The sequence below is a fragment of the Chitinophaga dinghuensis genome (assembly GCF_003259435.1).
GTDB lineage: Bacteria > Bacteroidota > Bacteroidia > Chitinophagales > Chitinophagaceae > Chitinophaga > Chitinophaga dinghuensis.
This window is the reverse complement of record NZ_QLMA01000004.1, coordinates 647,583-663,182: the sequence shown is the minus strand read 5'-3', so window position 1 is coordinate 663,182 and position 15,600 is coordinate 647,583. Positions and strand designations below refer to the sequence as shown.

The following is a 15,600-nucleotide window of genomic DNA, read 5'->3' as shown; positions in this document are numbered from 1 at the left end:
TTAAATATAAATTATTATTGAATAAAATATTATTTGACGAGATAAGTTAAACAGATTGTTAGTAAGAACGCCTAATATATAACGCTCCTCAAGCAAATGCGTATTTAATATAGCATTCCGGGTGATTCTATGCAGCGGATGTGGTCGATCTTACAAAGGCGCTCGATCATGAATGGGAGTACTGCTATAATCTTCCTCCGTTACCTCTTCAAACCATTGCGTTGGTCCTTTTTCCCGTCCAGTAATAGCAATCTGGACAAAGGGGCTATCAATGCTTGCCCCATGCCAGTGTATTACATTTGGTGGACATTTTATAGCATCCCCTTTTCGTAATATAATTTTAGATTTTCCCTTTTCCTGGTAATAACCAACACCATCTATTGCTAATAGTATTTGTCCTGCCGGATGCAGGTGCCATTTACTTCTTGATCCCGCAGCAAATGTGACATTACCAACGCTGTTACCATTAACGCTATCGCCTTCAATCAGAGAATACAGATACGTTGTTCCGGTAAAATTGCCATTGGTAACGCGCTGTCCGACAGGAAATATCAAATTAGAATGTTGGCTTTTACCAGCACTACTTTGGTTTGCATCACTACAAGCCATCAAAATAGTAAAAGTAATCAAGGCCCAATAACACAAAGATCTCACCATAGTATTATCTAGTTAAAGTGATTAGGTATTATTGTGAATTAGGTATTTTTTCTTTTAGTACATCATTCAAAACTTTTTGTGTCTCTTCTGCCTCCCGGACACCAACTACCTGCCGGATCATACCAACAAATTGTTGAAGTTGTTCAGGTCTGAGCCCAATGTTTAAGCAAATTTTGAGATGAGAGGATAGCATAGGCTCAACCCCTTCAATGCTACTTAATACAGATACTGTTGCCAGTTCCCTCTCTGTAAAGCTGAGAATGTTTCGCTCAAAAATATCTGCAAAAAGGTGTTCCTTAAGAAATTTTTCTATTGTTGGCGCAAATGCAGCATAGCCCGTTTTGGGTCCATTTTCGATCACCCCTGTCAATTTCTCTAAATTCCGCTTACCTCGTTCGTACTTACTACTATCCTCATTGACTGGGGATGCTTCATTTCCCGGTACATCCACAATTCCATTCGCTTTACGTTCATCCAGAATGGTCATAAAGGTTTGGAGGCCACGTATACTTCTGGGAAATCCAGCGTATGCATAGATATGGATTAACACCTCTTTTATCTGGTTGACGTTCAGACCTGATTCAAGTCCTATATTCAATTGGGATTTCAATCGTTGCAAATCTCCTTTTGCGGTAAGTCCGGCAATGGCAACTATTGCTCGTTGTCTTTGATTCAAAGCAAAGGTATCGCGCGAATCATACTGTTGGACGGCATATAACTGGGTGTTATCCGCGAACATTATTACAAAAAGTAGGATGTTCAGTAATATCAGCTTCATTAGTGATTATTATTTCCAGGGGGAGTTAGTAATCTTGTGAATGAGAGCGAGCCCAATTTCCATGAATCACCCTGTTTGATATATACTTCCGTAACCGTAAAAGGATTGGTGACTTCATTTCCTCCCACCTCTGCCAGTAAATCAATTTTGTTCAGAAGGATAGCTGTATTATCTATAATGTTTACAGATACTTCATGGACATCTGCCTTTTTATACCATATATTACCCGTTTTTATCACTTTAAGTTCCTGTTCTTTTCCCCAGGAGCCTCCCATATGGACAAAAACTGCTTTATCATGAAAGAAGTTATTTAATACATCTGTATTTTTATCAGCCATCCATTGCCACTTTTCCCGACTCAGTTTAATAATTTCCTGCTCAACAGATGATGTTTGTGCAAATAAAAAAGAGACACTAATAACCAACAGCACCAAAGTAAGCATATATTTTTTCATATCAGTTCCCATAAAAATTATGATAGAATTAATTGTAATTAATATTACTTGTACTTTTAGTCTATATGTTTTTACTAAGAAAATCGACGAGTTTGTTTACCGCTTGGTTAACATACTCGGGTTTCCAATAGGTTTCAATATGAGTAGCTCCCTGAATTACAAATAACTCTTTACTTTTTGCATTGATCGCATTGGGAAAGGCTTCATCTGTCATATAACGGCTATCCGCTTTGCTTCCAACTATCATCAAAAGAGGCTGATTGATCAGATTCATGTTAGTATTAGCGTCAAAGGTCATAAGGTCCAGTAAACTGCTCATGGTATATTTAAAAGTTGAGTTGGGATGCGCATGGGTTTTTCCATAATAAAAATAACCTTCGCGATATAGATCGGTAGGAATTTTCGCCGCCTCTTCTTCTGTCATGCTTCCTCCAGTACCGATATACATTATTTCTCCTCCCGCAATTTCCTGCGCACGGGCATCTGATGCTTGTTTCAAACGATCCTGAATGGTATTCAGTTGCGAATTCTTAAATCCATTACGTCTGACCTCTCCAGAGTTAAACATACTCAGTGTTGCCACCGCCTTGAAACGTTTGTCTGACTGAGCAGCCTTCAATGTATAACCACCGCCACCACAGATACCTAGAACGGCTAAACGATTTGCATCAACACCAGGATAATGACTTATAAAATCTGCCATGCCATGAATATCTTCAATTCGGTTTGCTGGCTTATCTACATTTCTTGGTTTTCCTCCACTAGCTCCCTGATACGCCGCATCCGCTGAAATGGCAATATATCCTGCTTCCGCCAAACGTTGAGCATACAAGCCAGCCGTTTGTTCTTTTACGCCACCATTTGGATGAGCAACAACTACCGCAGGATATTTTCTGGAAGGATCATAGCCAGCAGGTGTGTAAACATTGGCGGCAATATCAATTCCATTAAGGATATAAATAGCCGCATGAATATTTACTTTCCCCGGTAAATTTTCTGTAATCGCATCTTCATAAACCAAACCAAATGGATTTTGAGGTTTAGTTTGTGCGGAAGATATAACGCTCGCTCCCATCACTATGCTTATTAACAGTATTGATTTTATGTTTTTCATTTCCTCTTTTTTAGAAATTCCAAATTACTTACTCCCGATTTCCAATAGCCTAAACTTCACTTAGCAATTCTTTAAATCCACAAGCACCTTCCACTTTTCTTCATTCCGGAATGCGAGTTATCTGATTGTTATGTATGTGAACGGGAAGCTAGCATTGAAAGAATAGTGCAAAACCAGCAGCAGTTGGCGATTACCTTTCTTATCTGTGCTACAGTTTATGTATACAAATGTCGGGATAACAAAATGGGAATTAGTATACAAATTGCCAAATTCATTACCAATATTACTTATCCAGACCTTTTTCTTTTAGCCACTTAGACAGGAGATCAGCTACTTCCATATTATTTAAATCAGAAAACAAGAAATGAGTATTCCCGTAAATTCCAATTTCAGGGAGATGTACTACAGTCGCATTGCCACCATGCTTATTAATTGTCGCCGCCCAAATCCTGGCCATTTCAAGACCGGAACGCCAGTGATCTTTATTCCAGGTTAAAGTGGGTTCTTTTGCAATATTATCGCCATAGTAAACAACAATTGGAATTTTTGTCAGCTTTAAAAAATCATTCATAGGAATTCCTATGCCTTTAAGCTCTCCAAATAGTCCGGTTGATTTTATGGGCTGCGGAAGTTCATTCTCCGGAAAAACAAAACCACTGTAAGGCTCATAGGCCACCACAGCTTTCACTTTATCATTTCTGATAGCAGTAAGCCAACCTGGGCCTCCTCCCTGGGAATGCGTTACAAGTATACCATTTCCAATTTTATTGAAAATTTCAGAACAGGCATCAGCAACAATGGCACCATCAAAGGCTCCTGTATTGGGTGTCATTTGACGAAAGAACTGTTCCAGTGAAACGCTATCCCGCGGGAATTGAACATCAGGAAAGTAATCAGGGTAATTACCAATCCTAAACTGCGTAAACCAAAACTGCTCATCTGGCGTAGGCGTAATAGCTACACTAGCCGTACTCCTGCCAGCATCTCCACGTCGCGGTTGATCCAGGAGGTAAACGCTAAAGCCTTTTCTTAAAAAAATATGCTGAAAACCATCTCTGCCATCAGGGGTAGACTCCCATGTTTTTTTTGATTGTCCGGCGCCATGCAGAAAAACAAGCGGTAACTTATGTGCCTTAACGGGAATCTGGTAAAACACGTAAGCATGATCCCCATGGAAGGTTTGACCTTGTGGCTTTAATGCGTTGTTTAAATCAAAACTTCCTTGTTCCGTTATTACCGATCCTCCGATCATAAAACTGCCTTGCTTAGCAATTGTCAATGGTTGCTGCTTGCTTTGGGCATATAGCGCCCCCGCTGCAAACAACAACATTGCAGACGCGCATAGGTAATTAATTGCTTTATGCATTGTTTCATTGATTTTATTTCCCGACCCTGTTTTGTAAATTCTCCGGATATCGAGCCCCATGAATTTGAATTTGTGCAGCAGCATTGTCAATATGCTGCAAATCTTCGGTGGAAAGCTGGATATTGACAGCGCCAATGTTTTCCTGAAGACGAGACAATTTTGTAGTACCTGGAATAGGCGCAATCCAGCTCTTCTGTGCAAGCAACCAGGCCAGGGCTATTTGGGCAGGAGTGGCCCCTTTTTCGCTGGCAACAGCTTTTAATAAATCTACCAAAGCCTGATTTTCCTTTCTGTTTTCTTCCGAAAACCTAGGTACAATATTCCTGAAATCCGTTGAATCGAATTTGGTCGTTTCGTTGATAGCACCAGTCAGAAAGCCCTTTCCCAGCGGACTGAACGGAACAAAACCAATACCCAATTCTTCCAATGTGGGAATAATCTCTTTCGCTGGTTCACGAAAGAATAATGAATATTCGCTTTGTAGTGCAGTTAGCGGTTGAACTGCATGTGCTGCACGGATTGTAGTTACGCCAGCTTCGGATAATCCCCAGTGTCTAACTTTTCCTTCCTTTATCAAATCCTGGATTGTTCCCGCCACCTCTTCTATTGGCACATTCGGATCAACCCTATGTTGGTAAAATAAATCAATATAATCAGTCCTTAATCTTTTCAGTGATGCCTCTGCCACCATCCTTATTCTTGTTGGACTACTATCCAATCCTTTTTTAGAATCGCCATCCTCAAATCCAAACTTGGTGGCAATAACAACTTTATCTCTGAACGGAGATACTGCCTTACCCACTAATTCTTCATTCGTAAAGGGGCCATAACATTCTGCCGTATCAAAAAAGGTTACGCCTGCCTCATATGCAGACCTGATCAGCTCAATAGCTTGTTTCTCATTGGTAGCAGGACCATACCCAAAACTTAGGCCCATACAGCCAAGACCTATAGCAGATACTTCCAATGTACTTTTTCCAAGTGTTCTTTTTGGTAACATTGATAATAATTTTAATAGTGATTATACATCCAGTTTACGTCCACTCAGCCACTTTACCATTTCAGGATCTCTATGGTCAAAAAACAGACTCAGATTTGTATTGAGCGCTTCAATTGCTTTCAAGTCTTCCGGAGTAAGCTCAAAATCAAATATGTTGAAGTTCTCTGCCATTCTCTCCTTACGAACAGATTTTGGAATTGCAATTACATTTCTTTGCGTCAGCCAATGTAAGATCACCTGTGCCACCGACTTATTGTATTTTTCGGCAATGCCCATCAATACTTCATTGTGAAAGATATTATTCTTTCCCTCTGCGAATGGCCCCCATGACTCAATCTGTACGTTGTTTGCCTCAAGGAACTTCTGCGTTTCAATTTGTTGGTGAAATGGGTGTGTCTCAATTTGGTTTATAGCAGGAGTAAAACCGCTATTCATCATCAAATCCATTATTCTATCCGGATGAAAATTAGCCACACCTATCGCTTTTATCATCCCTGCATGATATAGCTCCTGCATAGCCTTCCAGGATCCAAAAATATCTCCAAATGGTTGATGTATAAGGTATAGATCCAGGTAATCTAATTGCAGTCGATCCAAAGATCTTTGAAAAGCAGCTTTAGTATTTTCATATCCTGTATTCTGCAACCAAAGTTTGGTCGTAATAAAAAGTTCTTCTCTTTTGATTCCACTTTCCTTAATCGCATTGCCCACTGCGCTTTCATTCAGATAAGAAGCTGCTGTATCAATCAATCGGTATCCTGTATCTAAGGCATCCAGTACAGCTCTTTCACATTCAGCAAGATCCGGTATCTGGAACACTCCAAATCCCAGGATAGGCATTTCTACTCCATTGTTCAATTTGACTGTTTTCATACTTTTTACCTTTGGAATTATATACAAAGTCCTTCGTAACAAAGTTCGACTTCGTAAAAGATCCATCAGTATACGTATTACCGATTTTGTAACCAATATTCCCTTAAGCACAAGGAAACCACACATTTTATTAAATAAAAATCAATTACAATTTATTAATATTATAAATGTAAATTACTAAAGGCGAGTCAGTATATATATTTCGGGTTTTACTACCATTTTTACCGAATCAGATCGTTTAGGCCAATAGTATGTGTAAATTTGGATGTATTAAACAAAGTGTTGGATATGGGAGAGGAATATGTTTTCCGGACAATTGACGATTATAATTCGTTCAATAATCACGAAACAATGCATCCGCTGGTGAGTGTAATTGATTTTTCAAAAGCAAAAGAAAGAACAGGATCAAAAATGCACTTTGATCTGTATTGCATTTTTCTGAAAGAAGTAAAATGTGGCGATATGAAATATGGTCGGCACTATTATGACTACCAGGCGGGTACCTTAGTATTTGTTTCTCCTGGGCAAATCATTGATGTTGAAAATAAGGTCGATTATTATCAACCTGCCGGTCATGGCCTGGCATTCCACCCTGATATGCTATTAGGCACTCATCTTGGGAAACAAATAGCTGAACACAATTACTTTAGTTATCAGACAAATGAAGCGCTCCATTTATCTCCCAAAGAGCGTGAAATGGTATTGGATCTTTTCTCAAAAATAGCAACTGAGTTACAACAACCAATAGATAAACATAGCAAGAAAGTAATAGCTGCCAGTATTGAATTATTATTGAATTATTGCGATAGATTTTATGACCGCCAATTCATCACCCGAGAAGCAGTAAATAAAGGCATCTTAGGAAAATTTGAAGCATTGTTAAACAATTATTTTTCTTCTGATAATCCTGCTTCCATGGGACTACCGACGGTTGCCTACTTCGCTAATGAATTACATTTGTCGTCGAAATATTTTGGGGATCTTATTAAAAAAGAAACTGGTACTACTGCCCAGGAATACATTCAGAATAAGATTATTTCAATTGCTAAACACACCATTTTTCAAAGTGAAAAAACGGTAAATGAAATAGCTTTCGAGCTGGGTTTTAAATACCCGCAACACTTTATTCGCCTTTTCAAAAGCCGTGTAGGTGTTACTCCTAATCAGTATAGACAAATGAACTAGGAGCCCATATTAGGCAATTATCTCCCGTCGAATTTTATTACGGAATTTGATGCAGGGCGTTCTGCATTAATGATGAATGGAGAAGCCGCTTTCACTGGTGTCCAGGGATCTTTGCCAAATTTGCTAAAATCAACATATGCCCCCAGAACGGTGAAACGTTCAAAGACAAAAGGAATACCCTCCGCTCCTAGGGCTGAATGCTGATCTGCAATATGGAAGTGAAGATGCGGACCGGTAGTCTGACCAGTGAACCCAACAGCAGCAATAACATCTCCTTTCTTTACCTGTTGTCCAGCTACAACCTTGATACTTCCTGGTTTCAGATGTTCGTAAAATGCGATGCAGTTATTTCCGAGATCTAATGAAATGTAGTTTCCTGTTGCCTTTTCAGCAGGGCATTCAGGATGATTTGACAAAGTGCTACTTTCCTGGAAATCATCTCTGGTTGCCGAAATAGTTCCGTCACTTACCGCAAGTACTTCTGCTCCATACCCATACCAGTTTTTCACCACATCATTATCTCCGTTTGCATAGCGCCCCAAATTATCAAGCTTGATAAAATCAATAGCAAAACGTCCTGGAATCCGGGCCTTCCCGCCAACAGTATAAATTACCCTGCGATGTCCACGACTCCAGGCAGGATCGTAAACTGCTACCCAGGGCCCACCACTTAAAGGTGCTCCAAGAACTATTTGCGGCTTCCTCGAAAAGCGAATGAATGCGCCTTGAACCGAAAATATTTGCTGCTTATTCCCCTGGGACGATGCAAAACTAAGACGATGAATCAGTTGCGTATCCGTCTTATCATTTTGCAATTCAAGATAGACAACCCTTGAATTACCCGGTGCAATTATATTTTCCTTGTCCTTCAATTGTAGTCCCAGCTTACTAAACCTATTTCTCAAATCATCTTTATTAAAGGAAACAACGACCGAAGAATCCACCACATCCAACACTTCCATCTTTTCCAGGCTTAGGGAATCATTGGAGAAATTAGTCAAATAAAGCTCATAGTAAACAGTAGGTTTTCCGTTTATAAGTACTGGACCAGGCATATAAGGAATATGCATATCGATGGATTGCCGGTATTCCTGACTATAACCCGGCTTCATACTAACGTTTACTATAATGAGGAAGGATAACCATCTTCTGAGGATTGCCATTCTTGAGTATTTAGATGATAGGTTGACTTAAATTTAAGCAAAAAAGATCTGAAGGCCTATCACCACTACAAATAAAACGTCAAAATAAGAAACTGCCCCAAATTGTGAGCCTTACATAGCTAAAAGCAGTCACATTGCATGCATCCAGTGCCGCTTAGTTTATTTTTTATGTTGCATCTTTAAAAGTTCTTTCCTATTTTGATATCAATGTAGCTGGACAAGGCCAACTAAATTCAACCCACCCCCATCCTTAATCAGATTGTTTTTTGCTGATAATCTTAACTTTTGGATCACCATTCCATTTAGTTACAGGGGTTAATAACGGAAGGCTAAATTCCAAAACCTATAAAAACTCCATTATGAGAACTTCCAATTTTAGTACTATTGTCTGTTTAGCTTTTTCCCTGATTTTAACAGCTGTTCAGGCGCAAAACAAACTGCCGGTAATAAAGGCGACTTCCAGAGCAGTGGATGTGATAGATGGAGACGATTTCCGCAAGGGAGTCTGGCGCATTCTGCCTGAGAAAAGACCTGATCTGTATTATGTACTCATTCCGCACAAACCGCACCGGGTAATGTTCCGGACCGATGTAGATTCCATTTCATTTGAGACCCAGTATACCGGGGTTTACGATTTTATCATCCTCTTAAATAATAAAGACAGCTGTTATACCCGCATTGTGGCAAAGGAAAACAATCTGCTACCTTTCACCAGTGACAGAAAAGCAGGAGGCTCAGAGAGCGATACTATACCGATAACAATAGGACGAAACGATAAGATCTTTATTGCCGCCAGTATAAATGGCTCCGCCCCGTTAAATTTTCAGTTTGACTTGGGAGCAGGAGGAAATATTATTAAAAAGGGATCAATAGATAAAGTCAAATTGAACTTTGACGGAAAAACTTTCCTCATCAATTCGGACGGCCGCAATGAAGTACCCACCAGCAGTAGAAACACATTAACAGTTGGACCTATGCGCTGGGAAAACAATATTACTTTGGTTGTAGGCGATAATATGGACCATGGTGAAGATGGCCTGCTGGGCAACACATTGTTTCTCGATAAGGTAATAGAATTGAATTATGACCGCAAAATTATGGTGATACATGATACAATGCCTGAAATTGGGAGCGAGTATTCCCGGTATAATATCATTCTAGATGGAGGCGTAATACCGTTTATACAGGCCAGTATTAAAGTAAATGGGATCTTGTTTACGGACTGGTATATGTTTGATACCGGCTATTCGGGTTACCTGCGGATCCCCTCGGCCCTGTATGAAAAGTATCAGTTGAAAAACAAAGTAGAAAAGGCATTTAGCTTATGGGGAAAACGAATCCTGTTACCTGGGTTTGAAGTTGGAGGGCATCTTTTCAGTAATGTGAAAACAAAAGTGGAAAATTCGCAGGGAAATGGTCATCCCAGGGGACTAATGGGAAATAGCCTGCTGAAAAGGTTCAATGTTTTTCTGGACAACAGGAACGGATATATTTATCTAAAAACCAATAGTTTGCTTCAAGCTCCAGACAGGGGTACGAATTTAATGCCCTGGATTATTGCAGTAATCTTGTTGCTGATAATAATGGCTGCAGTGGTTTGGATAATCAGGAAAAGATCCCGTAGAATCGCCTAACCTGTTGGCGAATACACTACTTATTTCCCTGGAAGCAGCGCATAATTATGCGCTGCTTCCAGGGTCAAGCCACACGGGAGACAAATACCGCGTCGCAACGGATATGATGAATAAGCCTAGCAATTCACTGGCAGTCTAGAACTTATAATTATATCCCATCCTGAACACCTGCGTTTCGAGGTAATCCGTACTGGAATAGTTGAAACCATTTCCAGTTACATCGCGTTTAATACGCAAAGTATTGGCGATATCCGTAGCATTGACAAAGAATTCATTTCTCCCAACCGTCTTTTTTGCACCCATATCTATGGAGAACCGTGAATAAATCTTGCCCTGCGGAACAATATCAGGGGCCAGATAAATAGCTGTGAGCTGCAGTTCTATTTTAGATGGCAATTGAAACATACCATTGAGTTTTACATTACCGGAAAACATTTCCTCACGGGGATCCGTGTAGAGCGTCGGTTCCGGATATTTATTAATTACGCTAAATGCCTCAATGATGTTTTTATAGCCATTCATGTTTAGTTGCAGGCTTGCCCATTTATTTATTTTTTGAGACAAGGTTACTTCCAGGCCAGACTGGTAACTTTTTCCCGCGTTCTGGAATACATTATAGATCAGGTTACTATTACCTACAATGGTACCTATTCGGGTAATGGTTGCGTCCATTCGTTTATGATAAAGGGCTGGGTATAAATAGCCATTGAGCCAATTGGTTTTGTAGCCTAACTCGAAGGTATTAGTGAACTGTGGACGCAGTTCAGGGTTACCCACTTTAATAATTTCTGCATCATCATACTTTGGGAAAATACGGATGTCGACTTCATTAGGGCGGTCTACCCGTCGGTTATAGAACAAGGATAACTTGTTATGTTCGTTCAGATGATAAGCCAGTCTGATATTGGGAAATGGCTGTATATAATTGTACCCGTTGCTGCGATAGGTATTGTGCTGAGGATTTACTTCATAATTCAGCTTAACATATTCTACCCGCATTCCGGCTTCTACCTCAAAGTCTTTGTTCTCAAACACAAACATACCATATGCGGCCGGAATGATTTCGCCATAGTTTGCCCAGCCACCAGCAGTAGTATCTAATGGTGAATGCAGACCAGGCTTGAACTGCATATTGGTAGGAATATATCGGCGTCGGAACTTAATGCCTCCTTCAAAGCGGCCAAAGCGCAAAGGATGTATGTAATCTGCCGTCAAATCAGCAACGTGTTCGTCTGATAATAATTTAAACGAATCCAATCCGGTATAAGTAGGCATGATGTTGGTGAAAAAATACTTTTCATCTTCCCGATGAAAGGTATAGTTCAGATTCATCTGTAGCACACGGCCGGGTTGTTTAAATTGATGTTGCCAACCTGCGGAGAAGGTAGCAGTAGTTTTCAGCTCATCTTCCAGGAATTGCCACAGGCGTTGTCTTTCAGAGAGATCGGCATTAAAAAATGGTTCATCTCCCCTATCCAGGATCTTTTCACTACTGAACAAACCAGAGATAGTAAACAGGTTCTTATCATCTGGTTGCCAGTCTATCCCCGTTTTTCCAGTAATAATATTAGTGGTTCTGTTACGCTTCACCTGTTGAATGATAGGCTCCCCATGTTCATACCATTTTTCGGTGAACTCATTTTTATTGAGGGTTTTAGTATACAGGTTATCTCCCTGAAAGAAGAAGTTAACTTTATTCTTCCGATAGTTGAGTGACAATGAAGGGTTTATCTTAGGGGTAGCAGTATACTGCGGACGGATATCCGGCAGGTTTCCTTTCTTTTCCCATAGAGCGCCCAAACCAGTGGTGAGACCCACTTTGCCATTGAAGCCTTCTTTTTTCTCCTTTTTGTAAATGATGTTGATAATACCTGCGTTTCCGTTAGCATCATATTTCGCTGAGGGGTTATTGATAATCTCAATTTTAGCAATGGCAGAAGCAGGGATATTGTCGAGGCCCGATTGTCCACCCATACCGGTAAGCGCGGTTTGCTTACCATCTATCAGTATCATCACCTTATCACTACCCCGTAGTAATACTTTACCATCCTGTCCTGCAGTAACGCCTGGCAGATTCTTCATTGCATCCAGCGCAGAACCTCCTGCCTGGCTGATGTTGGCAGCCGGAGAAAAGGTTTTCTTATCCATTTTCTCACTTATCTCATCCGCTTTCCCAGTAACAGTTATTTCGTTTATGCTTACAGGTGAGTGTTGCAGCGATACGTTACCTACAGACAGGTAATTGCTCAACTGCCCTACCAGTAATGGCTGCCATTTGGTTTGATATCCGAGATAGGAAAATTTAAGAAGATAGGTACCTGGAGCAATACCTGCTAAACTAAAGCGACCTTCATCGCTGGTGATCGTACCTGTTATAAAAGCACTATCCGGCGCTTTATGAATTGTCACATTAACAAATGCTAATGCCGCCTGGTTGCTGCTGTCTTTTGCAAGTCCCGATACCGTCACCGCATGCTGTGCCTGACTACACATAGTTACCAAGACTAATACCAATCCGCTAATAAATCGTTTCATCCGTTCAGTTTTATGATAATGCAAAATTGAACGACGATTTAGAAGAAATTTGGAATCAGGACCAGTGAATACTGAAAATGTGAAATCCATTTTCAAAACGATAGCTTTCCTTCCAGCCGTATAGCTGACATACTTCATGGATGATTGCCAGCCCTAGTCCGGTGCCGGAAGAATGTGGGGCGGATAAGCCAAATCGTCGGAACAGTCGTTGTGTGTCCAGTGCTTCCGTACCTGTATTCGCCATCATGAGATGATGCTCATCCAGCGATAGCTGTATAACGCTCCCGGTTTCACTGTAGCGGATCGCATTCATAAATAGATTGGTGAGTACTATTTCCAGCAGCGTTTTGTTAACAGAGAGTTGTACTGGTCTCGTAATGTTAAGCTGCACCTGTAGTTGCTTATCGTCGAGGAAATCCTGTAGAAACGGGACATAACGTTCTATCAGCGATGACAGGTCTATTTGTTCTTTCTCCGGGAACTGGCTATTCTCAATTTTAGCTAATAACAAGAGATTTTTGTTCACCCTTGTCACCTTGGCTAATGCCTGATGTGCCTGATCAATGATGTCTGACTGCTCTTCCGTCAGCGGTTCGCTTTGATGCAAGAGATCCAGCTTGAATTTAATGACAGACAAAGGCGTTTGCAATTCATGGGAGGCATGCTGCGTAAATTCCTTTTGTTGCTGATAGCTGGCAATATTGCCAGTAATAAGTTTATGGAGATGATGATTCAGCAACCTGAATTCTTCTATATCGCTATGATCAAAGGAAATCTCCTCAGGTTTGTGCAGGTTAAACGATTGAATCTTTCCTAAACTATTATAAAAAGGCCGCCATAGCCTTTCCGCAATGCGCCGGTTGATGAGAATGAAGCCCCCCAATAGGATAAGAAAGAACATGATTGTTACGACCGCAATGGCCATAATGGTTTCATGGCTCTCCTCCATATTGGTTTCCAGCGTAAGGCGGAATGGTTTGCCATTAATGGAAAAATAGGTAATCAGTCCTTGAAATCGGTCTTTCCCCTTGGCGGGAATGTATTTATTCTTTCTGTATATATTGTATGTAGAATCTGGCAATAGTGCAGCTACAGGCTGCAACTGCGTTTCAGGGCGCAGTTTATTCCACAGCGTAATACTGGCTGCTAATTCCTCATCAGAAAGGGATAACGACTGTAAGTTTTGTTTAATCGTTTCACTAACAATCAGGTTATGTTCCTTCAGCTCATGCTCCCAGATCAGGTCTACGATGAAGTAATAGGCCGGAATACTTCCTGCCAGTACAATACCGGCATAGAGGATAAATATTTTCAGCGATTTGTTCAGTAGTTTACTCATACTTCCCATTTATATCCTGTGGCATAAACGGTTTTAAGGTAATTCCCACAACCCGCTTCATGGAGCTTTCGTTTAAGATTTTTGATATGTGCGTATACAAAGCTATGATTATCGAGCATATCCGCAATATCGCCTGAAAGGTGCTCTGCCAGTGCATTTTTGGAGATAACCCTGTTTTTATTACTCAGAAAATAGATAAGCAGATCAAATTCTTTCCGTGTAAGTAGTACTGGTTTATCGTGAATATGTACTGTTTTGGCGAGTAGGTCTATTTGAAGCTCCTCCTGCTGAACAACGTTGTTGTTTTGAAAGGAACGTCGTCTGATCACAGAATACACTCTGGCGGCGAGTTCCGGCAGGTGAAAGGGTTTGGCTAAATAATCGTCTGCACCAATTTGCAGCCCTTTTATTTTATCATCGTAGGAATCCTTGGCGGAGATGATAATGACGCCTTCCTGTTGCTGTCTTTTTTTAATTTCTTCCAGCAGTTGAAGCCCGTTGCCATCTGGCAACATGAGGTCTAGTAATATGCACTGATATTCATATACGCATAGTTTCTCCAGGGCCTGCTGATAGGTGGAGGCATGTTCACATATATAATTCTCTCCGGATAAATACCCGATAACGCTTTGCGCCAACTGTAGTTCATCCTCGATTATCAATACCTTCATCTGGCAAAAGTAGGCCCCAATTTTGAATTTTTTCTGAATTTGGAAGGCACTGTTGGATATTGCAGACGATATATTTAAACGCTGGTACAAACCGGTAGCCAACGAGCAGCATTAATATTATTTTTCATTATATATGAGAATCAAAATGCATTTTAAGTGAAGCCCCTAACATCCTCTGGCAATCGGCTCATCCTCTATTATTTTATGGAGGAAAAGGAATCGTGGTCCCTTTTAAACGCTTTTCCTGCGGGGGTGTTAATTATAGCAAAGAAAAGCTAGTTTATAAAGAGATTAAGTATGAGGAATAACTGGTTAATTGCTGCATGCTGTATTGCATTGCCTATGGCGACAGGGGCTATTGCCGCCTATGTGACCATTCAAAATGTACAATTTTGGTATCCGGTACTTCGAAAGCCTATTTTCACCCCTCCTAATGCAGTATTTGCGCCTGTTTGGACAATATTGTATGTCTTGATGGGTATCTCCCTTTATCTGGTACTCCGGGAACCTCCATCTCCTAAAAGAAGACTGGCACTTGTGCTGTTTGGCATACAACTCTTTTTTAATTTCTGGTGGAGTATCCTGTTCTTTCGATTCCATTCCATTGGGATTGCCCTACTGGACATAATACTGTTGTGGTTATTTATCATTCTCATGATACGCCAGTTCTACCGGTTATCCAACAAGGCGGCCAATTTGCAATGGCCATATCTGGCTTGGGTTAGTTTTGCAAGCGTACTCAATTTTTCGATCTGGTACTTAAATTAAGAGACAGCGCGTATAAGGTCAGTATTATTAGAATTAAAAGTGCATATCTAAATCTTTTAACC

The 15,600-nt window shown here is 40.5% G+C and carries 14 protein-coding genes; 3 read left to right on the top strand and 11 right to left on the bottom strand.

All coding sequences use genetic code 11. The features are described from left to right. Positions 1 to 150: 150 nt before the first annotated feature. The 7 genes from CLV59_RS14900 to CLV59_RS14870 all read right to left on the bottom strand — a co-directional run bounded on the left by CLV59_RS14900 (position 151) and on the right by CLV59_RS14870 (position 6,243). Entirely contained in the window at positions 151 to 657 is a 507-nt protein-coding gene (locus CLV59_RS14900; RefSeq protein ID WP_211323869.1) for a cupin domain-containing protein, read from the bottom strand. Between the two features lie 28 nt (positions 658 to 685). Continuing rightward, entirely contained in the window at positions 686 to 1,435 is a 750-nt protein-coding gene (locus tag CLV59_RS14895; RefSeq protein ID WP_111592829.1) for a carboxymuconolactone decarboxylase family protein, read from the bottom strand. After that, positions 1,435 to 1,902, bottom strand: a complete 468-nt coding sequence (locus CLV59_RS14890; RefSeq protein WP_245950874.1) for a nuclear transport factor 2 family protein — start codon at positions 1,900 to 1,902, stop codon at positions 1,435 to 1,437. Before CLV59_RS14890 ends, CLV59_RS14895 begins: the two co-directional genes overlap by 1 nt. Positions 1,903 to 1,951: 49 nt before the next feature. Continuing rightward, positions 1,952 to 3,004, bottom strand: a complete 1,053-nt coding sequence (locus CLV59_RS14885; RefSeq protein WP_111592828.1) for an alpha/beta hydrolase — start codon at positions 3,002 to 3,004, stop codon at positions 1,952 to 1,954. 283 nt (positions 3,005 to 3,287) lie between these two features. Continuing rightward, on the bottom strand, positions 3,288 to 4,370 hold the full coding sequence (locus CLV59_RS14880) for an alpha/beta hydrolase (RefSeq protein ID WP_111592827.1): 1,083 nt from the start codon (positions 4,368 to 4,370) through the stop codon (positions 3,288 to 3,290). Positions 4,371 to 4,383: 13 nt separating this feature from the next. Next, a complete protein-coding gene (locus CLV59_RS14875) occupies positions 4,384 to 5,337 on the bottom strand; it encodes an aldo/keto reductase (protein WP_245950873.1) in 954 nt (317 codons plus the stop codon). A gap of 54 nt (positions 5,338 to 5,391) precedes the next feature. Continuing rightward, positions 5,392 to 6,243, bottom strand: coding sequence for an aldo/keto reductase (locus tag CLV59_RS14870; protein ID WP_111592825.1), 852 nt, complete (start codon positions 6,241 to 6,243; stop codon positions 5,392 to 5,394). A gap of 288 nt (positions 6,244 to 6,531) precedes the next feature. On the opposite strand from CLV59_RS14870, the gene CLV59_RS14865 reads away from it, so the two are divergent. Next, positions 6,532 to 7,428, top strand: a complete 897-nt coding sequence (locus CLV59_RS14865) for a helix-turn-helix domain-containing protein (RefSeq protein WP_111592824.1) — start codon at positions 6,532 to 6,534, stop codon at positions 7,426 to 7,428. 17 nt (positions 7,429 to 7,445) lie between these two features. On the opposite strand, the gene CLV59_RS14860 is transcribed toward CLV59_RS14865, so the two are convergent. Beyond that, positions 7,446 to 8,540: a M23 family metallopeptidase gene (locus CLV59_RS14860; RefSeq protein ID WP_170137767.1), complete on the bottom strand. Its 1,095-nt coding sequence runs from the start codon at positions 8,538 to 8,540 to the stop codon at positions 7,446 to 7,448. Positions 8,541 to 8,950: 410 nt separating this feature from the next. Here CLV59_RS14860 and CLV59_RS14855 point away from each other — a divergent pair, with 410 nt between their 5' ends. Next, positions 8,951 to 10,225, top strand: a complete 1,275-nt coding sequence (locus CLV59_RS14855) for a retropepsin-like aspartic protease (RefSeq protein WP_111592822.1) — start codon at positions 8,951 to 8,953, stop codon at positions 10,223 to 10,225. 135 nt (positions 10,226 to 10,360) lie between these two features. Here the strand turns inward: CLV59_RS14855 and CLV59_RS14850 are convergent, their stop codons facing one another. Genes CLV59_RS14850 through CLV59_RS14840 form a run of 3 tightly spaced genes read right to left on the bottom strand, consistent with a single transcriptional unit; the run spans position 10,361 to position 14,770 of the window. Continuing rightward, positions 10,361 to 12,760, bottom strand: a complete 2,400-nt coding sequence (locus tag CLV59_RS14850; protein ID WP_111592821.1) for a TonB-dependent receptor domain-containing protein — start codon at positions 12,758 to 12,760, stop codon at positions 10,361 to 10,363. A gap of 55 nt (positions 12,761 to 12,815) precedes the next feature. Next, positions 12,816 to 14,099, bottom strand: a complete 1,284-nt coding sequence (locus tag CLV59_RS14845) for a sensor histidine kinase (RefSeq protein WP_170137766.1) — start codon at positions 14,097 to 14,099, stop codon at positions 12,816 to 12,818. Beyond that, entirely contained in the window at positions 14,096 to 14,770 is a 675-nt protein-coding gene (locus CLV59_RS14840; protein WP_111592929.1) for a response regulator transcription factor, read from the bottom strand. The genes CLV59_RS14845 and CLV59_RS14840 overlap by 4 nt, the downstream gene beginning before the upstream one ends. Before the next feature lie 297 nt (positions 14,771 to 15,067). On the opposite strand from CLV59_RS14840, the gene CLV59_RS14835 reads away from it, so the two are divergent. Next, a complete protein-coding gene (locus CLV59_RS14835; RefSeq protein WP_111592819.1) occupies positions 15,068 to 15,538 on the top strand; it encodes a TspO/MBR family protein in 471 nt (156 codons plus the stop codon). Positions 15,539 to 15,600 lie beyond the last annotated feature (62 nt).